This window comes from Streptomyces sp. NBC_00310 (genome assembly GCF_036208085.1).
GTDB lineage: Bacteria > Actinomycetota > Actinomycetes > Streptomycetales > Streptomycetaceae > Streptomyces.
On sequence record NZ_CP130714.1, the window covers coordinates 10,464,771 to 10,484,100 of the forward strand.

The 19,330-nt window shown below is 70.8% G+C and carries 16 protein-coding genes; 9 read left to right on the forward strand and 7 right to left on the reverse strand.

Annotation, left to right across the window (positions count from 1 at the left end; all coding sequences use genetic code 11):
- Positions 1 to 15 precede the first annotated feature (15 nt).
- From OG202_RS45555 to OG202_RS45580, 6 genes are all read left to right on the forward strand, one after another.
- Positions 16 to 642 (forward strand): class I SAM-dependent methyltransferase, encoded by a 627-nt coding sequence (locus tag OG202_RS45555; protein WP_328224796.1) that lies wholly within the window; start codon positions 16 to 18, stop codon positions 640 to 642.
- Positions 643 to 918: 276 nt separating this feature from the next.
- On the forward strand, positions 919 to 1,569 hold the full coding sequence (locus OG202_RS45560; protein ID WP_328224621.1) for a uridine kinase family protein: 651 nt from the start codon (positions 919 to 921) through the stop codon (positions 1,567 to 1,569).
- 254 nt (positions 1,570 to 1,823) lie between these two features.
- Positions 1,824 to 4,805, forward strand: a complete 2,982-nt coding sequence (locus tag OG202_RS45565; protein ID WP_328224622.1) for a BTAD domain-containing putative transcriptional regulator — start codon at positions 1,824 to 1,826, stop codon at positions 4,803 to 4,805.
- A 140-nt stretch (positions 4,806 to 4,945) separates the two neighbouring features.
- Positions 4,946 to 5,467 carry an RICIN domain-containing protein gene (locus OG202_RS45570; RefSeq protein ID WP_326573643.1) on the forward strand — a complete coding sequence of 174 codons (522 nt, stop codon included), beginning with the start codon at positions 4,946 to 4,948 and terminating at the stop codon, positions 5,465 to 5,467.
- 200 nt (positions 5,468 to 5,667) lie between these two features.
- The gene (locus tag OG202_RS45575) at positions 5,668 to 6,276 is read left to right on the forward strand and encodes a TetR/AcrR family transcriptional regulator (RefSeq protein WP_327726269.1); all 609 of its coding nucleotides are present in this window, start codon (positions 5,668 to 5,670) and stop codon (positions 6,274 to 6,276) included.
- The gene (locus OG202_RS45580; RefSeq protein ID WP_327726268.1) at positions 6,273 to 7,265 is read left to right on the forward strand and encodes a DMT family transporter; all 993 of its coding nucleotides are present in this window, start codon (positions 6,273 to 6,275) and stop codon (positions 7,263 to 7,265) included. Before OG202_RS45575 ends, OG202_RS45580 begins: the two co-directional genes overlap by 4 nt.
- 361 nt (positions 7,266 to 7,626) lie before the next feature.
- On the opposite strand, the gene OG202_RS45585 is transcribed toward OG202_RS45580, so the two are convergent.
- The 5 genes from OG202_RS45585 to OG202_RS45605 form a co-directional block, all read right to left on the reverse strand.
- Complete coding sequence (locus OG202_RS45585; RefSeq protein ID WP_328224623.1) at positions 7,627 to 8,757, reverse strand: ABC transporter ATP-binding protein; 1,131 nt, start codon at positions 8,755 to 8,757, stop codon at positions 7,627 to 7,629.
- Entirely contained in the window at positions 8,754 to 10,502 is a 1,749-nt protein-coding gene (locus tag OG202_RS45590; protein ID WP_327726266.1) for an ABC transporter permease, read from the reverse strand. Before OG202_RS45590 ends, OG202_RS45585 begins: the two co-directional genes overlap by 4 nt.
- On the reverse strand, positions 10,499 to 11,578 hold the full coding sequence (locus OG202_RS45595) for an ABC transporter substrate-binding protein (RefSeq protein ID WP_326573638.1): 1,080 nt from the start codon (positions 11,576 to 11,578) through the stop codon (positions 10,499 to 10,501). Before OG202_RS45595 ends, OG202_RS45590 begins: the two co-directional genes overlap by 4 nt.
- 154 nt (positions 11,579 to 11,732) lie before the next feature.
- On the reverse strand, positions 11,733 to 12,494 hold the full coding sequence (locus OG202_RS45600) for a response regulator transcription factor (RefSeq protein WP_328224624.1): 762 nt from the start codon (positions 12,492 to 12,494) through the stop codon (positions 11,733 to 11,735).
- Positions 12,491 to 13,297, reverse strand: coding sequence for a sensor histidine kinase (locus tag OG202_RS45605; RefSeq protein WP_326573636.1), 807 nt, complete (start codon positions 13,295 to 13,297; stop codon positions 12,491 to 12,493). Before OG202_RS45605 ends, OG202_RS45600 begins: the two co-directional genes overlap by 4 nt.
- Positions 13,298 to 14,221: 924 nt before the next feature.
- Here OG202_RS45605 and OG202_RS45610 point away from each other — a divergent pair.
- Entirely contained in the window at positions 14,222 to 14,401 is a 180-nt protein-coding gene (locus tag OG202_RS45610; RefSeq protein ID WP_405961799.1) for a DUF5670 family protein, read from the forward strand.
- A gap of 356 nt (positions 14,402 to 14,757) precedes the next feature.
- Here the strand turns inward: OG202_RS45610 and OG202_RS45615 are convergent, their stop codons facing one another.
- Positions 14,758 to 16,140, reverse strand: a complete 1,383-nt coding sequence (locus OG202_RS45615) for a hypothetical protein (RefSeq protein ID WP_327726264.1) — start codon at positions 16,138 to 16,140, stop codon at positions 14,758 to 14,760.
- Between the two features lie 38 nt (positions 16,141 to 16,178).
- The gene (locus OG202_RS45620) at positions 16,179 to 16,619 is read right to left on the reverse strand and encodes a GtrA family protein (RefSeq protein WP_327726263.1); all 441 of its coding nucleotides are present in this window, start codon (positions 16,617 to 16,619) and stop codon (positions 16,179 to 16,181) included.
- 148 nt (positions 16,620 to 16,767) lie between these two features.
- Between OG202_RS45620 and OG202_RS45625 the strand changes: the two genes are divergently transcribed.
- Positions 16,768 to 17,781: a glycosyltransferase family 2 protein gene (locus OG202_RS45625; protein WP_326573632.1), complete on the forward strand. Its 1,014-nt coding sequence runs from the start codon at positions 16,768 to 16,770 to the stop codon at positions 17,779 to 17,781.
- Positions 17,782 to 18,028: 247 nt separating this feature from the next.
- Complete coding sequence (locus OG202_RS45630; protein WP_327726262.1) at positions 18,029 to 19,192, forward strand: N(5)-(carboxyethyl)ornithine synthase; 1,164 nt, start codon at positions 18,029 to 18,031, stop codon at positions 19,190 to 19,192.
- The last annotated feature ends 138 nt before the right edge of the window (positions 19,193 to 19,330 follow it).

The following is a 19,330-nucleotide window of genomic DNA, read 5'->3' on the forward strand; positions in this document are numbered from 1 at the left end:
GAAGGTATGCAGGACATGACAAGGCAACGCGACCGCTGGGCGGAACTGACAGGCGGACAGGCCGGTGAGGAGTACGCCCGACGGTTCGCGAAACTCGCTGAATCAGGCCACGACATCCATGGCGAGGCCGCCTTCTGCGCCGCATTGCTCAACCCTGGCGCCCGCATACTCGATGCCGGCTGCGGCACCGGGCGGATCGCGATCCGGCTCGCCGAGCTGGGCCACCACTGCACGGGCGTGGACATCGACCCTTCCATGCTCGCCGTCGCCCGTCGCAACGCCCCCACGCTGGCATGGCTCCAAGGCGACCTTGTCCGCCTGGACAGTCTCACTCTGGAACCCGGCTTCGACCTGGTGCTCGCCGCCGGAAACGTCATCCCCTTGCTGGCACCCGGCACCGAACCGGCAGTCGTCCGGCACCTGGCCGCCGTACTGCGTCCTGGCGGCCTGCTGATCACCGGCATGGGACTGGACGCGGAACACCTGCCGTTGCCGGAACCGACGGTGACGCTGCCGGAATTCGACAGCTGGTGCACGCAGGTCGGACTAACCCTGCGGCAGCGCTTCGCCACTTGGGACGGCGAGCCCTACTGTGAGGGCGGCGGCTATGCCGTCAGTGTGCACTCTCGCCCCGTCGATTGAGGTCGAGGCGACCGTGCGGTTCGCCCCCCGGATGCCGGCGGGGCGGGCGGATCCGGGGGCGAGCGGTGGGACGGTGTAGTGCGGGGCTTCTGCCGGCCGGCGAGGAAGTAGAGGGTGCCCGCGCCACCGTGGGGACAGTCCACGTGCTTGATGTCGTCCGTGTCGCCGCCCGACACCGACGTGGGCCTCTCGGCCATGACGTCGACAGGGCCAGACGATCGGCGGGCCGTCCGGGCAGGCCGGACCCGTGTCCTCAGCCGAGGAGGCAGGGTGTCGATGCGTCTACATCCAGGCGAGACCGAAGCCGCTGGCTGGCGGGTGGTGCCCCTGCTCGACGCCGTCCGGCAGCTGCGCGATGCATCACCCCACATCACCGGACGTCCGCGAGTGATCGCCATCGACGGCCGGGGCGGCGCCGGCAAGACGACCCTGGCCGATCGACTACGCAAGGCCGTGCCCGACTCCGCCACCGTGCACACCGACGACATCGCCTGGAACCACGCCTGTTTCGACTGGGGCGCCGTCGTCGTCGAGAGCATCCTGCAACCTCTCCACCGGGGCGAGGCGGTGGACTTCCGTCCTGGCCCCTGGATCACCCACGACCGACCCGGATCGATCACCATCCCCGCCGGCGCCGACTTCGTCTGGGTCGAGGGCACCGGCATCATCCGCGAAGAGCTTGCCCCGTGGTTGGACGCCTCGGTGTGGATGCAGGGCGACCTCGATGAGCAAGAACGCTTGTTGGCCGTCCGCGACGGTGACTCCCGCGAGCAACTGGAGCACATGGCGAACTGGCTGCGGGAGGAACTGCCGTTCATGGTGCGAGAACGGCCGTGGGCCCGAGCCACGATGATCGTCGCCGGCCCTCCGCGGATCGACCACGACCCCCACACCGAATTGGTTGTCGCCCCGCCGACCGAGCCATGAGGCAGGCAGGCCCACCCGGAGAACGAGGGCGAGCGGTTCGAGCGGAATCCGGCGGCTGGTACGACCGCTCCGGAGCGGGCCCGCCCTGACGGCTACGCCCCCGTGGGGGGCACCGAACTCCTGTGGTGAACCCGCCTCCGGGCTCTCGGCTCGACAGCAGCAGACCTCGGCCGTCACGGTCGGGGCTTCGCGCACTCAGTGCAGGAACTACTCAGTGTGGCGTGTCGGTTACTATAAGTTCTAGCATTGTCTGAATGGATACGCTGTACGAGTTCGGGATCCTCGGTCCGCTTGCCATCACCCGCGACGGCCAGCGCGTGAGCGTTGGCTCTGCTCAACTGCGCACGCTGCTGGCGGCACTGCTCGTCGACGCCGGTCACGTCGTCTCGGTGGACGCTCTGGTAGGCCGGTTGTGGGGAGAACATCCGCCGCGCGGGGCGCGGAACGCTGTGCAGAACTACGTCCTGCGGCTGCGCCGGGCTCTCGGGCCGGAAGTCGTGCGGACCGAGCGCCGTGGCTATGCGCTGGACGCGAGGGCCAAGGACCGCCTGGACGCGCGTCGGTTCTCCGCGCTCGTCAGGGAGGGCGGGGTCGCGCTCGCCGAGGACCGGCCCGATCAGGCGGTGGCGCTGCTCGGCGATGCACTCGGGCTGTGGCGGGGTGAGCCCTTGGCCGACCTGGCGCCGGAGCGGTTCCCGGACGTCGTCCCCGCCCTGTGTGAACAGCGGCTTGCCGCACAGGAGTTGTGGATCGACGCCTTGATCCGGTGCCGACGGCACGAAGAAGCGCTCCCGGAGCTGCGCCGACTGATCGCCCTGCACCCGTTGCGTGAACGCTTCTGGGCCCAGCGGATGTTGGCGCTCTACCAGTGCGGCCGACAGTGCGAGGCCCTGGAGTGCTTCCGTGAGATCAGCGGGTTGCTCGCCGAGGAACTGGGCGTCGATCCGGGCACCGAGCTCCAGACCCTGCACCAGCGGATGCTCACGGCCGCGCCGGACCTCGCCCCGGCCCCGCCCCGGACACCCGGCCCGCGGCGGGGCGGGCGCGGAAACCTGCCCGCGGAGACCACCTCCTTCATCGGCCGGGAGAGAGAACTGGCCGAGACACAGCTGCTGCTGGGGCTGTCCCGGCTGGTCACGCTGACCGGCGTGGGCGGAGTCGGCAAGACACGGCTCGCGCTGCGTGCCGCACGGCGGTCCGCGGCGGCCTTCCCCGACGGGGTGTGGCTCGTGGACCTCGCGGCGCTCACCGACCCGGCGCTGCTGGAACGGGCGGTCGCCGAGGCGCTGGGGCTGCGCGACCAGTCCACGCAGGCCGCGTCCGACGCGGTCGTCGGCCACCTGAGCGAGCGGCACCTGCTGATTGTGCTGGACAACTGCGAGCACATGGTGGACGCCGTGGCCCTGCTGGTGCTGCGGTTGTTGCGGGCCGCACCGGAGCTACGGGTCCTCGCCACCAGCCGCGAGCGGCTCGGCGTACCGGGCGAACACCTGCTGCTGGTTCCCTGCCTGACGCTCCAGGACGGACCGGACGGCACGCCGTGCGAGGCGGTACGCCTCCTCGTCGACCGGGCGGCGGCCTGCGCGGCCACGCTGTCGACGGGCGACCGGCACGGCGCGTCCGCCGCCGAGCTGTGCCGACGCCTCGACGGCATCCCGCTGGCCATTGAACTGGCCGCCGTGCGACTGAGTTCACTGACCGTGGAGGAGGTCCTGGAACGTCTGGAGGACCGCTTCCGCCTCCTGTACAACTCCCGCTCGGCGGCGGTGCTCGCCTATGGGCCGGAACCGGCATCGGCGCCCCCGGCCAGCCGTTACCTGCACACTCTGCGGGGCGTCATGGACTGGAGCCACAGTCTGTGCACCCCTGAGGAGCGACTGTTGTGGGCCCGGTTGTCGGTCTTCGTCGGCTGCTTCGACCTCCGGGCCGCCGAAGCCGTGTGCGCGGGCGAGGGCATCGCACGGGAAGACGTGCTGGACCTGGTCGACGGTCTCGTCCACAAGTCCGTGGTGACAGTCGAGCCCGTCGCACCGGTCGGCCGACGCCGCAGTACCACCCGCTACCGGCTGCTGGAGACCGTCCGTCAGTACGGTATGGACCGCCTGCGGGCGGAAGGGAACGAGACAGGACTGCTCGTCATGCACAGCGACTACTACCGGGCCCTCGCCGGCCGCGCCGCCGCCGAATGGTGCGGGCCCGACGAGGTCGGCTGGCTGGAGCGGCTGCGCCGGGAACTGCCGAACCTCCGCTCCGCGCTCGGCTTCTGCCGCGTCCACCCCGGCCGGGCGCTGACCGGCGCAGCCATCGCCGTCGACCTGATGCGGACCCGCTGCTGGTTCTTCGGCAGCACTCTCGGCGAGGCCCGCCACTGGCTCGAGAGCCTGTCCGTGCTGCTCGACCCCGCCCTCGGCGAGCCGACCGTACTGACGGCGACCATGAAGGCGTTCATCGCGATCCTCCAGGGAGACCGGGCCGCAGCCGGGGTCTTCCTGGAGGAGTGCCGCGCGGCTCCCGTGTCCTCGAAAACCGCGCCCGCCCTCTACATCGAGGGCGTGTACGCGCTGTTGGTGCTCGGCGACCCGATCTGCGTCGCCCAACTCTCGCATGCCCGCGAGGAGTTCATCGCGGCAGGCCAGAGCGGTGACGCGCACATGGCGACGATGTTCTGGGCCATGGCCGCGGTCTTCCTCGGGAACCACGCCGACGCCCGCTTCGCGTGCGACACGTACGTCGCCGAGGCCGAGGCGGCCGGCGCCGAGTGGGCACACACCTGGGCCCAGTGGTGCACGGCTCTCGCCGAACTGCTGCACGGAGAGCCGTCCCGCGGGCTTCCGCCCCTGTGCGACGCGCTCGTACGACAGCACGCCATCGATGACAACTGGGGGCCCGCGTGGAGTCTGGAGACCCTCGCATGGACGCTCGGCGCCCTCGGGCACCACGGTCAGGCGGCCGTCGTCCTGGGCGCGGCACACCGCCACCGCCAGGTGACGGGGGCCACGATCACCGGGCTCCGTCCCTTCGCCACCCTCCATGCCCGTACCCAGGGCCTCGTGCGCAAGCACATGGCGGCCGAGGCCTACTCCGAGGCGTGGGAACGAGGCGCAACGGCCGAGGACAGCATCGCCACGGCACTCGGGATCGCGCACGAGATCGACCGGCAGACGGTCACGGCAACGCCTCCCCAGCGGCTTGCGGACGACCAGCGTGACCAGCGGGCCGAAGTGACCAAGGTGTGACCGGGATGACAGCGCAGGCCGGAAGGGTGGATCGCGAGCCACCGAAGGCGAACCGCCGACGGCACGACGCGCAGTGTCCATGGCTGTGGCGTCGCAGCCGCCGGCGGCCCACTCACCTCTCCCTGAAAGGGATCACTCTCATGAACCTCGTACGAATCGCCCTGCCCACACCCACGGTTCGTGTGCTGGCCGCGGGGCTGACGTTCCTCTCCTTCACCGTGGCCGGCGTCGCCACGGTGGAGGCGGCGCCCGGTGGTGCCGAGGCCGCATCCGGCACCACCGCGGTTCTGGCGCCGCGTCAGACGTTCCAGAACGACGCGACCAAGCGCTGCCTCGACGACCACGGGGGCCTGGGCAACCTGCGCACCTTCGCCTGCAACAACACCGACTTCCAGAAGTGGGAGGTCTTCACCGTGGGCGACGCCCGCGTCCTGAAGAACGTCGCCACCGGGCGTTGTCTGGACGACCACGGGGGCCTGGGCAACCTGCGCACCTTCGCCTGCAACGACACCAACTTCCAGAAGTGGCTGAAGGCCCCGTACGAGGGCGGCGCCATCCAGCTCAAGAGCGTGGCGACCGACCGGTGCCTGGACGACCACGGAGGCCTGGGCAACCTGCGCACCGTCCCCTGCAACTGGCAGCATTTCCAGGCCTGGCGCTGAGCAGGGGTAGCGCCACCGATGACGGGGCGGTGCGGCTCACCACGGCCGTGCCGTCTCCGCTCGGACGCGGACCTGCGGGTCGTGGGGCCCCAGCCGCACGAGGTACGGCGGCGCGGCGGCCGCGATCAGCACGCGCATGTTCCGCGGTTCTGCCCATCCGTCTAGTCTAGGTAGACCTACCTACCTATTTTTGGACTGTGATGAGCGGGCCCGATGTGCATGAGGCTGAGAGCGGGAGGCGTCGGCGTCCCGCCCGGGAACGGCTCTTGGAGGCGGCGGCCCGGCGCTTCTACGCCGACGGTGTGACGGCGACCGGTATCGACACGATCACCGCCGAGGCCGGTGTGGCGAAGATGAGCCTGTACAACAACTTCTCCTCCAAGGCCGACCTGGTGCGGGCCTACCTGGACGCCCGGCACGAGGAGTGGCTCGGCCTGTACCGGACGCGTCTGGAGCGGGCCGAGGGTCCGCGTGCGGGCGTGCTGGCGGTGTTCGACGCGTACGCCGATCACGCGGCGTTCGCGTACGAGCACGGCTTCCGCGGCTGCGGCCTGCTCAACGCCGCCGCCGAGCTTCCGGTCGGGGACGAGGGACGGGTCGTGGTGCGCGCCCACAAGGAGGAGGTGGAGCGCTTGATCGCAGGCCACGTGGAGGAGCTGGTGAGCGGCCGGTCCGACGAGGCCGGTGCTCTGGCCGAGCACCTCTCCTTTCTCCTGGAGGGCGCGATGGCCCGTGCCGGCCTGGAGGGCGACGGCGCGCGTGTCCGGCACGCCCGCGCGATGGCGGCGGCTTTGCTGGACCGGCTGTGAGGGGTACCGACCGCGGCCGGACCGCGGGGATCGGGGCCCTGTGCGTGCTGGCCGCCTCCGTGTTGTGGGGGACGACGGGCACGGCCGCCACCTTCGCCCCGGATGTGGGCCCGCTGGCCGTCGGCGCCGTCGCCATGGGCCTGGGCGGACTCCTCCAGGCCCTCGCCGCCACACGGCAGATCGCCCGCAATACCGCCGGTCTGCGCGACCGGCGCGGCACGGTCCTGCTAGGCGCCACCTCGGTGGCGGTCTATCCCCTGGCGTTCTACAGCTCCATGCACCTGGCCGGAGTGGCCGTGGGCACCGTGGTGTCGATCGGCACGGCTCCGCTCGCCTCGGCTCTGATCGAACGTGTCGTGGACGGCCGCCGGCTCACACGCCGCTGGATGGCCGCGGCCTCCCTCGGCCTGCTCGGCACCGCCTTGCTCTGCGTCGCCGAAGCCGCCCACGCCGCCGAGGGCACGGGCCGGGCCTCGATGGCCGGCACCGTGCTCGGCGTCGGCCTCGGGCTGGTCGCCGCCGCGACGTACGCCCTGTACTCCTGGGCGGCGCACCGGCTCATCACCCGCCGAATCCCCTCCGGCGCGGCGATGGGCGCCGTGTTCGGGCTCGGCGGTCTGCTCCTCCTGCCCGTCCTCCTCGCCACTGGCGCCCCGCTCGTCGCCTCCTGGTCCAACGCGGCCGTCGGCACCTACATGGCGATCATCCCCATGTTCGCCGGCTACGTCCTGTTCGGCTGGGGCCTCGCCCACGTACCGGCCAGCACCGCCACCACCCTGTCGTTGCTCGAGCCGGCCGTCGCGGCCGTCCTCGCCGTCCTGGTCGTCGGCGAACGTCTCCCGGCCACCGGCTGGACCGGCATCGCCCTCGTCATCACCTGCCTCGCCGTCCTCACCACTCCCACACCCGCCCACCGTCGCTCACGCGGACAGTCGCGCAACCCTGCGGACCACGACCGCGAGACCATGGCTGGGGCCGTGCACGACTGAAAGCCGCACCCGGCACGCCGGGCGGCCCCACCATGCGAAGGGCCCCGGGTGGCCGGAGGCCACGAACGCGCCGTGGTCGTTCAGACGCCGAGCCAGGGTGGTCGCCTCCTCCGCGGCGGCGACGACGTCGGAGGGACGGCCGCGGCCGGGTGTCTCTCCTGGACCGGCGTCGTCACCGGCCGCCAACAGACCGCGGACGAGGGGGCCATGCGCATGCGCGAACCTCACGCGTCCAGTGCGGGGGGAGTGACCACGGGGCAGGTCGGAGGCCGTATCGCACGACGGCGATACGGCCTCTGGGGCGGTGTGGAGGTCGCGGGGGCGCCGGCTAGTACTCCAGCCGTACTGTACGGCTGGAGTACTAGTCCTGGGTGAGCAGATAGGCCCGGTCCGGGTCGAAGGTGACGTCGACGTTGGTGCCTTCGGTCAGGGCCTCCCGGGGGTCGACGCCCGGCTCGGTGACCGTGATGGTGCCGCCGGTCGTCTCCACCTCGTAGTCGATGGTCGGGCCGTGGAAGGTGGAGCGCAGCACCGCGCCGATGCCGGTGCCGCCGTCGGTGACGGCGGACAGCCTGGCCGTCTCCGGCCGCACCATCAGGTAGGCGCCGGTTTCCCCGGCGGCCACCTTGGGGTGCGCGGCGACGGTGAGTCGTCGGCCGAGGACGGTCACGGTCCCCCTGCCGTCGACGACCCGCTCGGGCACCGCCTCCAGGAAGTTCGCCCGGCCGATGAAGTCGGCGACGAACACGCTGGCCGGCCGGGCGTAGATCTCGCCCGGGGTGGCGGCCTGCTCCACCCGGCCCTTGTTCATCACCACGATCCGGTCGGACATGCTCATCGCCTCGTCCTGGTCGTGCGTGACATAGAGGCTGGTGATGCCGAACATCTTCTGGATGCGCCGGATCTCCGCCCGCATCGCGTCCCGCAGCTTCGCGTCCAGGTTGGACAGCGGCTCGTCGAACAGCAGGACCTTCGGCTGGACGACCAGGGCACGGGCGAGCGCGACCCGCTGCTGCTGGCCACCGGACAGCTCGTGCGGGCTGCGGTCCTCCAGGCCGACCAGGTTCATGCTGGTGACGGCCATCCGCATGCTGGTGGCGATGTCGTCGCGACCACGCCGCTGAAGACGCATCCCGTAGGCGATGTTCTCCGCCACGGTCATGTGCGGGAACAGGGCGTAGCTCTGGAACACCATCGCCATGGGCCTGCGCTGCGGGGGCATGGCGTCGATGGCCCGGTCGTCGAGGAGGATGCTGCCGCTGGAGGCGTCCTCGAAGCCGGCGACCATGCGCAGGGTGGTGGTCTTGCCGCAGCCGGACGGGCCGAGCAGGGTGATGAACTCCCCGGGCTCGACGTCGAGCGACACGCTGTCCACCGCGGTCACGGTGCCGGAGCGGCCGGTGAACCGCTTGGTCAGGGCGGCGAGCCGCAGGTGTCCGCTGTCGACCTCGCGCGAGGGCGCGGTGGTGAGTTCGGGCGCGGCGGCGGTCATGACTTCTGCCTTTCGGAGGTGGCGGTGCGCTGCAGTGCGGCGCCCGTGCCGACGAGGACGCGGATGAGGGCGAAGCCCGCCAGCACCAGCACGGTCAGCACCGTGCAGTAGGCGAAGGCGACGCCGTACCGGCCCGTACTGGCGGCGCTGAGGACCTGGGAGGTGATGATCTTCGTCTGGGGGGTGACCAGCAGGACGATCGTCGAGACGGAGGTCATGCTGCGGGCGAAGCTGTAGCTCAGCCCCGTGAGCAGCGCCGGGCGGATGAGGGGAAGCGTCACCCGGCGGAACGTCTGCAGCGGGCTTGCCCCCAGGTCGGTCGACGCCTGTTCGATGTGGGGGTGCAGCTGTGTGAGGGAGCCGACCGCGGTGCGCTGGCCCGCAGGGACGCTGCGGACGACGTACGCCAGCACGATGGCGACCGCGCCACCGGCGACGGCACTGCCCCCGACCAGGCTGGGCACCGCGTGGACCGGGCCGATCCACCGGTCGGGCCGGTAGGCGAGCACGAAGCCGATGCCCAGGACGGTGCCGGGGACGGCGACGCCCAGGGTGCCGCCGAGGTCGAGCAGCCAGGCCGTGCGGTCCAGATGCCGTACCACCAGCCAGGCGATCACCAGACCGACGATGCCGGCGATCGGTGTGGCGATGGCGGCGAACCTGAGCGTGTCCAGCACCGCCTCGACCCCCACCCCGGCGACGACCTCCTCGAGGTAGTCGAGGGTGAACGTGTTGTCGACGCCGAACACCCGGGTCACCGAGCCGACGAGCACGGTGCCGTAGAGGCTGAGGATCACCGCGGCGGCCAGCAGGGCCAGCGCGTAGAACGGCCACCGGGTCCAGCCGGTGATCAGATGGATGCTGCCGGAGGGGCGGCCGGTGATGGTCGTGCGGACCTTCCGGCTCATCCAGCGGCGCTGCCCGAAGTACATCGCCAGCGACGGCACCAGCAGGATCACGCAGTAGACCGCTGCGCCCGTGATGTCGTACTCGCCGGTGACCGCCAGATAGGCGCGGCTGGCGAGGACCGTGTAGTCGCCGCCGAGGACCAGCGGGTTGGCCAGGTCGGCGATCGCCTCCACGAACAGGAGCAGGAACGGCGCGACCAGACCGGGTGCCACCAGCGGCAGGATCAGCGTCCGCAGGATCCGCCACCGGGACGCGCCCATGTTCATGGCGGCCTCCTCCAGTGCCGGGTCCAGGCCCCGCAGCATGCCGAGCAGACCCAGGTACGCCACCGGGAAGAGCGAGAGCGACAGGACGAACACGAGCCCGTCGAGGCCGTAGATGTCGTACTCCACGCCGAAGACACCGTTGCTGATGACACCGCGACGGCCGTACAGCACGACCGTGGCGGTGGCGATCGCGAAGGGCGGGCTGACGATCGGCATCAGGGCGATGACGTGCAGGATCCGCTTGCCCGGCACATCGAGCCTGGCCTGGACGAACGCGAACAGGAAGCCGAGCGCCGTACCGCAGAGACCGACGAGGGCACCGAGGACGAGCGTGTTGCGCAGGACGGCGAGGTCGACCCATGAGGTGAAGAACTCCGCGTAGCGGGGCAGCGCTTCGGGAGCGAAGGCGGTGGCGAGCACCGCGACCAGCGGCACGACCGCGCCGATCACCACCAGCAGGGCGACGGCCACGATCAGGACCCGGACCCCCGGATCGGCCCGGCGGCGCCGGCGCGGAGCCGCCACCTCGACCGAGGTGGACGGCTCGCGGTCGGAGAGAATCACGGTCATGACTTCGGCGCCTGCGCGACGTCTTCGTCGAACCGCTTGGTCAGCGCCGACTTGGCGGCCCCTGCCGCGGCCGCGTCGTAGTCCACGACCTTGATGCTCGCCAGGTCCACGACCTTGTCCGACACCCTGGCGTCGGGGTGGGTCGGGAACTGGTACGCCTTGACGCCGGGGCCGATCTCCTGGGCCTCGGGAGTCAGCGCCCAGTCGACGAACTTCTTGGCGCTCGTCGGGTTCTTCGCGCCCTCGACCAGCGCGACACCTCCCGTCTCGTAGCCCGTGCCCTCCGACGGGAAGGTCACCTCGAGGTCGGGGAAGCCGGCCTCCTGGGTGGCTATGCAGTCGTGGGAGAAGATCACGCCGACGGCCACCTCGCCACGCGCCGTCATCTGCGCGGGTGCCGCGCCGGACTTGGTGTACTGCAGCACGTTCGGGTGGAGCTCGCGCATGTAGTCCAGCGCCTTGTCCTGGTCCCCGTCGGCCAGCCGCACCTGCGTCCACAGGGCCGTGTACGCGGTGCCCGACGTGGACGGGTGCGCGATGCCGATGTCGTTCTTCAGCTTCGGGTCGAGCAGGTCGGCCCACGAGTCCGGGGCGTCGAGCCCCTTCTCCTTCAGGAGTTCGCCGTTGCTGCAGAAGCCCAGCGCGCCGACGTAGACGCCGGTCCACAGACCCGAGGCGTCCTTGTACTTGGCGGGGATGACCTTCGCGTTCGCCGACACATACGGCTCCAACAGGTCCTGCTCGCCCGCGGCGGCGTACCCGTCGGCGGGCCCGCCGTACCAGACGTCGAACTCGGCGTTGCCCTTGCCGGCCTGGATGCGGGCCAGGGCTTCGCCGCTGGAGAGCCGGACGAAGTCGGCCTTCACCCCGGTGGTCTCGGCGAACTGCTCCGTCGTGGCGGCGCACCACTCCTCCGTGGCACCGCAGGCGACGTGCACCACGCCGCCGTCCTGCCCGGCACCGACCTCGGCGGCGTCACGCGCGCAACCGCTCGCGGTCGCGACGACCACGGCCGCCAGCGCCATCGTCACTGTCGCGCCCCGGCGCGATCGTCTTCCCTGTGTCACGACTGTCACGACGTTGACCTCCGCGTATCCGAGCCCGAAGCGGCTCGCCCGAGCGATGTTGCGGCCAGATTAGGAGCGTGTGAACGAGGCTCCGGTGACGGCGCGGTGAGCCCCGGTGACAGCGCCGTCACCCAGCACATGACGCGAGCCGTCTCCCCGCTCCTCACCCGGCGGGCGGCTCGTCCGGCTCGTCGGAGGGAGCGTTCTCCGGTCCCTCCACCGGCAGGTCCGGCATCAGGTAGCCGACCCCGCGCAGGGTGCGGATGTACGCGGAGCCGTCCGGCACCCCGGCCAGCCGCGACCGCAGCCGGTACACCGTGGACTTGACCACGTCCCGTCCGCCCAGCAGATCCGCCGTACCCCACACTTCGCGCAGCAGCTCCTGCCAGGACTGCGGCACACCCCGGCGCGATGCCAGATGGGTCAGCAGTTTGAGCTCCGTGAACGGCAGGTCCAGCCGATGCGGACCCAGGGTCGCAGACTGTGCCACCGGGTCGATCACCAGCCGTCCCACGCGGAGCGCCGTGCCGCTGCCCCGGCGGTGGCGCCGGACCAGGGCCTGGGCGCGCAGGGCCACCTCGCGCGGGTGGAACGGCTTGGTCACATAGTCGTCGGCGCCGTGCTCCAGGCCGGCGATGACATCGTCGTGCTGGGACAGCGCGGTGAGCAGCATGACCGGGACGTCCGAGCGGGCCCGGATCCGGCCGCACAGGGTGAGCCCGTCCATCGCCGGCATCATCACGTCGAGCACGACCAGGTCGACGGCGCGGGTCCGCAGCAGATTCAGCGCCGTCGCCCCGTCGTGCGCCGTGAGCACCGTGAACCCCTGCGTCTGCAGGGCGAAGTCGATGATGATCGTCATCTGTGGCTCGTCGTCCACCACCAGCGCGATCGGCCCCGCCGCCGTCAGCTCCTCCGCCGTCATGACGCGTCGGGCAGGGTCAGCAGGAACGTCGTCCCGCGGGACGACGCGGTGTGCACCATGATCTCGCCTCCGTGCAGCTCCACGACGGTCTTCGTGATCACGAGACCGAGGCCGGTCCCGTCGGCCAGGGGCCGCCCGGTCGCGAAGCGGTGGAACAGCCGATGCCGTTCGGCTCGCGTCATACCGGCGCCGTCGTCGGTGACGTACACCGCGACGCCGGTGTCGATGAGCGCGACCCGGACGTCGATGCTGCCGCCCGTGGTGGTGAACCGGCTCGCGTTGGACAGCAGGTTCGTCAGCGCCTGGGTCAGCAGCATCGGGTCCGCCGGGATCCGCGGCATCACCTGCGGCACGTCCAGGCTGACCCGCTGCTCGCGCTGGGCGCACAGCGGCCGCATCGCGGTGACGACATCCCGCGCCACCACCGACACGTCCACCTTCTCCATACGCGGTGTGAACAGGCCGGCCTCGATCTTCGCCTGGATCAGCAGACTCTCGCACAGGCTGATGACCTGCGTGGACTGATGGTCGGCGACCAGCAACAACCGCTCCTGCGCCGCCGTCAGCGGGCCCGGTGACCCTTCTCGCAGCAGATCCACAGCGCCTTTGATCATGCTGAGCGGCGTTCGCAGCTCATGGCTGAGCGCGGTCACCTGCTCCGCCCGGCGCTCCACGAGCTGCTCCAGATGTTCGAGTTCGGCGACCCGGGCCGCGGCGGCCCCGCGCATCCGCAGGAACGTCGCCAGGCCGACGGAAACCGCGCCACCGAGCGCGGCCACCGACAACCACCAGACGGTGACCATGACCCGTCCTCCTCAAGGACCGCCCTCGCGCGCGGGGCGAGGAGGTCCCGTGCATTCTGCATGGCCACCACCGCTACGACAATCAGTTCGCTACCCGACATATCAGGGAGAGCGCCGGCGCGCGGTCCCGGTGGCGGGGGAGAGGATCGCCGGCAGGCCGGGGTCGGCGGGGGAGACCGGGATGTGCTCTGGTCGACCTTCAGGACGGGAGGGCGCGGGGGGAGGGTGGGGGCGTCGTGGGTGGCAGGCTACGGAGCGTGTCGTGGGTTCCGCCGTCGAGCACGGGCCCATCGCGGACCGGGAGCCGGCGCCTGACCAGGGCCGCCGCTGGGCGACCGCGAGGTGGCCCCGTGCCCGTGTCATACAGCCCTCTGCGGCGATCCGGGCGAAGGAGCGGACCAGCGGATCGTTGCGTGGAGCGGGCGGGGAGCGGGTGCGGAGCGACGACGGAGGTGAGCACCGTGTTCAGCCGCTCGGATCGCGCCACGCGGTACGCGGGACGGCGAGGGCCTTCCGGTCGTGGGTGCCGGGTGGGGGCTGGTCAACCCGACCACGGCCGAGTCGCCCCGCCCGACGACCCCTGCGGGGATGTCACCGGACGCCGTTCCGGGTAGCACTCTCCGGGCCGACTGTGCGGCCTGATCCCTCACCGCAGGGACGAGGGGGCGGCGTTCGACCTCCCCAGGCATCCCGCCGCTCCCTCGTCAACGTCCAGCGCCTACCCGCCCCAGCGCGTGCCATGCCGGCAGACGCGTGATCTCGGTGACCCTGTCCACGGCCTCGGTCAGTCGGTTCCCGCAGGTGCTCGGGCAGCGGCTACGCCCCGACGTCGGCGGTCCGCCGGATGCCCCGAGCGGCGGATAAGAAACAGATAAATTCTCGGCGTGTGTGGGGATCAGGGCGGGGCACACGGCGGTACGGAGGTTGATAACCATGGTTCCCCTGCTACTCGTTCTGCTGCTCGCCCTGATCCTCTTCGGCGCCGGGTTCGCCCTGAAGGCCCTGTGGTGGATCGCCGTGATCGTCCTGGTGTTCTGGCTGGTCGGCTTCCTCGCGCGCTCCACCGGACCGAGCGGGAAGCGAGGCCGCTGGTATCGCTGGTAAGCCGCGTCGGTCCCGGCCAGGACGCTGGATGTGAGTGGGGGGCGCACCGATCATCGGTGCGCCCCCCACCATGTCCGTCCGTCTCTCACGCCTTGTACACACAACTGGTTGTATCGCTGGTCTCTCCCCGGGTACGTGCCTGGTCGGGCCCGGGGCCGGTACCTGTGCCGGCAAGGGAACCCCGGCACCTCCAGCAGGAACCGGCCTCGGGCTTCTGGATCGCCCTGCCGCAAGGGACCGCGTCGCCTGGTGCGCTGGTGCGCTGGTCCGCGGGGACGCCGCGCACTCTGCCGCCGGGAAGGGGCCGCCGGCCGACCGGGCCGGTGTCGTGGGCCGCTCAGGAGCCCCGTACCGCGTCATACGGTGGTTCGAGACCGCCCCACCACCTCGGACACGGTCCTGGGCGGGACGGTCCTGTCACGGTCCAGCCAGAGCAGCAGGAGACCGAGCGAGCAGGCGAGGGCCGGCCAGTAGAGGTAGCGGTAGTTCGTCGCCGGCATGATGGGCAGGTAGCCGAGGACGTAGACGGCCGAGCTGATGCCCAACGCCCGGATCGGCAGGCGGAACGTACCCCGGCCAGGACGGATGGCGAGTACGAGCGCCGCGGCGAGCCAGAACCACCCCCGAAAGAGCGGCTGCAGATCCGTGACCGCGCCGCTGACGTACGCCTTGAGCGTGTCTTCCAGCCGGGGGTGGGCCACCTTCATTCCCAGGTCGTTGCTCCAGACCCCTGACTGGTACGGGTAGCCGGTCTCGAAGAGCAGGCCCGCGAAGAGCCGCAGCCGGTACTGGAGGTAGCCGGGGGCGTGTCCGCTCATCTCACGCAGCCACAGGGATGTGAGAGGGCCCGAGTCCCCGATCAACCCGTCCGCCGGACGTTCGTAGCAGGCCCAGTAGGCGTCCGACAGGGCGCCGATGCGGTCACACTCCTCCGCGGCGGCCACGAGGCGGTTGCGAAGGTCCGGCGGTAGGTCGGCCGACCTCAGTTCCTCCACGCTCAGGACGTGGATCAGGTCGTCGATCATGATCTGCGCGCCCTGTTTCGTCTGTACGGGCTGCGCGATCCAGGCGATCGCGGCGGCCGGCAGGACGAGGCCGGCGACGAGTGCCGCAGTGCACTTGGCCCAGGTGCGGCGGCCGGGGGTCCGCCACAGGGCGAGGACGAGCAGGGCGAACACCGGAATCGCGGCGAGGAACGCGTTCTTGCGCACGAGGATGGCGTAGGCGAGGAAGAGCACGCCCAGCCAGAGCAGAGCCCAGCGCACCGCGGTGGGAGGCCGGCTCTCTCGCAGTCGCAGCCCCACGAGCGCCACCGCGCATGCGGCGAGCAGGGCGATGGCTGCGTGGACGTCCTTCCACACCACGCCGAGAAACGTCAGGACGGGGGGAGTCAGCCCGAGACCGAGGACGGCGAGGGAACCGGCACGGCTCGCGGTCAGGTCCCAGACACACCAGGCGATCACCCACAATGCGCCCCAGAAGATGACGGACTGCAGGGCGGCCATGGACGCGGGCATGCCGGTGACGGCGATGAGCGCACGCCACACCAGGCTCAGCACGGGCGGGTGCCAGTCGGTCAGCGGCCTTCTGCCCATGGCTTGCCGCAGCTGGTCGACGCTGTCGGGACTCATGTACCCCGGGGCGAAGACGGCGGTCGTGGTCAGGCAGCACACCGCGGCGACAGCACCCAGCCCCCAGACCCAGAGCCTTTCACCCTGAATCAATGCTTTTTGTCCCATATGGGCGGATGCTAGCAGCGCCTACGGCACCGCACGGATCAGGGCGCGACGAAGACGTAGCGCCGATAGGCGAAGAAGCGGAACAGGGTGGCGAGGACCCAGCCGAAGACGCGGGCGGCATTGTCGCTGAGCACGGATTCCAGCCCGAGCAGCTGGCGTGAGGCAAAGACCGTGCCCGCTGTGATGGCGACACCGAGGATGTTCGCGAACAGGAACAGGGCCAGCTCCTGAGCCACCTTCTCGCGATGCTGTCGGCGGTAGGTCCAGTAGCGGTTGCCCACCCAGCTCAGCAGCGTCGCACCGCCCGTCGCGATGACGGACGCCTGGACCGGGGCGGCCCGCATCACCCCACCCTCCGCACCGCCGGGGAGACCGAAGACCAGCAGGTTGTAACCGCCGTTGTCCACGATGAAGGCCAGCGCCCCGACAGCCCCGAACTTGGCGGCCTCACCCCAGACGCCCCTGACGGCGTCACGCATACGCAGCATCACAGATGCGAGGACCGGCACCCGGCGAGAGTATCGACACGGCGCGTCCGCACCATCCGGACGCGCCTGTCTCGCAGTGTTTCCTCTCGTGATTCGGCTCGTCATTTCGGCGCCGGTTCGGGTCCGGTTCGGGTAAGGAGTGGCCGTGAAACCGACGATCGCGTGTGTCGTGCCGTGTCACAACGAGGAGGCGGCTGTCGGCAAGGTGGTGCGCGACCTGAGGGCGGCGCTCCCCGAGGCCGACATCTACGTGTACGACAACGCCTCGACGGACCGCACGGTGGAGGTCGCCCGCGAGGCGGGTGCGATCGTCCGGGAAGAGCCGCGGAAGGGAAAGGGCAATGTCATCCGGCGGGCCTTCGCCGATGTCGATGCCGACGCCCTGCTCATCATCGACGGTGACGACACCTACGACGTGTCCCGTGCCCGGGACATGGTGGACCTGCTCTTCGAGGGGCCGTACGACCAGGTGGTCGGCGCCCGCCGAGAGACGGTCAGTGCCGCGTACCGGGCCGGGCACGCCGTCGGCAACAAGTTGCTCACGGGTGCGGTGCGGTCCCTGTTCGGCAACGACGTGACCGACATGCTGAGTGGCTACCGGGTCTTCTCGCGACGCTTCGTCAAATCCTTCCCCGCGCTGGCCCGCGAGTTCGAGACCGAGACCGAGATGACCATCCACGCACTCCACCTGCGGCTGCCGACGGCGGAGGTGGTGGTGGACTACCGGGTCAGGCCCGCGGGGAGCGAGAGCAAACTACGCACCTGCCGGGACGGCTGGCGCATCCTGCGGGTCATCCTCGACCTCGCCCGGCGCGAGCGGCCCTCGCTCGTCCACACGGTCGTCGCGGGTCTGCTCGCCCTCGTGTCGGTCATCCTCGGCGCACCGGTCATCGCCGACTTCATCCGCACGGGCACCGTGCCGCGGATCCCCACGGCGATCCTCGCAGCGGCGATCATGACGATCGCGGCGCTCGTCCTGCTCGTGGGGTACATCCTCGAATCGCTCATGCACATGCGTCAGGAACAGTCCAGACTCGTGCACCTCGCCTACGCGGCGCCGACCCCCGCACCGCGCCTGACCGGGCACGGGACCGGAACCGGGACCGGCACTGGGACCGTGCCCGTCAGTAACGCCCCCAGTACCTTGCCCTGACCTTGTCGCCGGTTGCCCGCGGTGTCCGCCAGGGAGCGAACCGGCCGGGGGCTGCAGCCCTGGAGCCGAAAGGACCCGCGGCATCACTCCGCGCCCCGCCCCACCGCCGCGACGCCCTGGGGCTCGGGGACGGGAGTACTGTGGCGGTACCGAGCGCACCTCGCACGCCGTCATCCGTTTCGGCGTCGCCCTCGGGGAACGGCAATCCCGGAGCGCATCGCGTCCGGTCGGAAATGAGCCGCCCCACATGAGCCTGATGAGCCTCGGAGTACTCGCCTCCTCCCGCAAGGAGAACGAGTTCCGCCTCCCGTTGCACCCCCGCCACCTCGACCGGATCGCCCCGGACGTACGCGAGCGGATCTTCCTCGAACAGGGCTACGGCGAACGCTTCGGCATCGCCGACGACGCGCTGCGACCACTCGTGGCCGGCCTGCGCTCCCGCGAGCGGCTCATCGCCGAGTGCGACATCGCGCTGCTGCCCAAACCGATGCACGACGACGTCGCCGAGCTGCGCGAGGGCCAGGTCCTGTGGGGCTGGCCGCACTGTGTGCAGGACGAGAAGATGACCCAGATCGGCATCGACCGACGGCTGACTCTGATCGCCTGGGAGGCCATGAACCACTGGACCTCCACGGGCGCCTTCAGCGTCCATGTGTTCCACAAGAACAACGAGCTCGCCGGCTACTGCTCGGTGCTGCACGCCCTCCAGCTCGGCGGGCTGACCGGCCACTACGGCCGCCGCCTGCGCGCGGTGGTCATCAGCTTCGGCGCCACGGCGCGCGGAGCGGTCACCGGCCTGGGCGCCATGGGGGTCACGGACGTCACGGTGCTCACCCAGCGCGCCGCCGCGGCGGTGGCCTCGCCGATGCCCTCGGTCGTGATGGCCCACTTCGAGGAGCAGGAGGACGATCCGTCGCGCTTGCGGGCCGTCACTGCGGCCGGTTCCATGCCGCTGGCGGAGTACCTGGCCGGGTTCGACGTCATCGTCAACTGCGTCCTCCAGGACACCGACGCGCCGCTCATGTTCGTCACCGACGAGGAACTCGCCCTGTTCCGGCCGGGCACCTTCTTCGTCGACGTCGCCTGCGACGAGGGCATGGGCTTCGCATGGGCCCGTCCGACCACCTTCGGCGAGCCCATGCCCACGGTGGGGCCGGGGTGCCACTACTACGCGGTGGATCACAGCCCGTCCCACCTGTGGAACTCCGCTACCTGGGAGATCAGCGAGGCGCTCCTTCCCTACCTGCGCAAGGTCATGAGCGGTCCCACGGCATGGGACGCCGACCCCACGGTCCGGAAGGCCATCGAGATCCGCGACGGCGTCGTCCAGAACCCGAAGATCCTCTCCTTCCAGCACCGTCAGGCCGCCTACCCCCACACTCCCGAGGCCTGCACTTCTCTCGTCGGGTGAACCACCGCGGGCCCCGGGAGCAGCCGTCCCCGGGGCCCGCGGTGGCACCAGCATCCGGCTGCCCCCGGTCGGCCCCATGATGGCTTCCGCTTCCCGGTCCACTCAACGGACCGGCCCTCGCACAGTCACTGCTGCGAC

What these genes read in the sequence shown, in the direction of transcription:
- OG202_RS45555 (WP_328224796.1), top strand. Translation starts at nt 16, where the DNA reads ATGACAAGGCAACGCGACCGCTGGGCGGAACTGACAGGCGGACAGGCC.
- OG202_RS45560 (WP_328224621.1), top strand. Translation starts at nt 919, where the DNA reads ATGCGTCTACATCCAGGCGAGACCGAAGCCGCTGGCTGGCGGGTGGTG.
- OG202_RS45565 (WP_328224622.1), top strand. Translation starts at nt 1,824, where the DNA reads ATGGATACGCTGTACGAGTTCGGGATCCTCGGTCCGCTTGCCATCACC.
- OG202_RS45570 (WP_326573643.1), top strand. Translation starts at nt 4,946, where the DNA reads ATGAACCTCGTACGAATCGCCCTGCCCACACCCACGGTTCGTGTGCTG.
- OG202_RS45575 (WP_327726269.1), top strand. Translation starts at nt 5,668, where the DNA reads ATGAGCGGGCCCGATGTGCATGAGGCTGAGAGCGGGAGGCGTCGGCGT.
- OG202_RS45585 (WP_328224623.1), bottom strand. Translation starts at nt 8,757, where the DNA reads ATGACCGCCGCCGCGCCCGAACTCACCACCGCGCCCTCGCGCGAGGTC.
- OG202_RS45590 (WP_327726266.1), bottom strand. Translation starts at nt 10,502, where the DNA reads ATGACCGTGATTCTCTCCGACCGCGAGCCGTCCACCTCGGTCGAGGTG.
- OG202_RS45600 (WP_328224624.1), bottom strand. Translation starts at nt 12,494, where the DNA reads ATGACGGCGGAGGAGCTGACGGCGGCGGGGCCGATCGCGCTGGTGGTG.
- OG202_RS45605 (WP_326573636.1), bottom strand. Translation starts at nt 13,297, where the DNA reads ATGGTCACCGTCTGGTGGTTGTCGGTGGCCGCGCTCGGTGGCGCGGTT.
- OG202_RS45615 (WP_327726264.1), bottom strand. Translation starts at nt 16,140, where the DNA reads ATGGGACAAAAAGCATTGATTCAGGGTGAAAGGCTCTGGGTCTGGGGG.
- OG202_RS45620 (WP_327726263.1), bottom strand. Translation starts at nt 16,619, where the DNA reads ATGCGTGACGCCGTCAGGGGCGTCTGGGGTGAGGCCGCCAAGTTCGGG.
- OG202_RS45630 (WP_327726262.1), top strand. Translation starts at nt 18,029, where the DNA reads ATGAGCCTGATGAGCCTCGGAGTACTCGCCTCCTCCCGCAAGGAGAAC.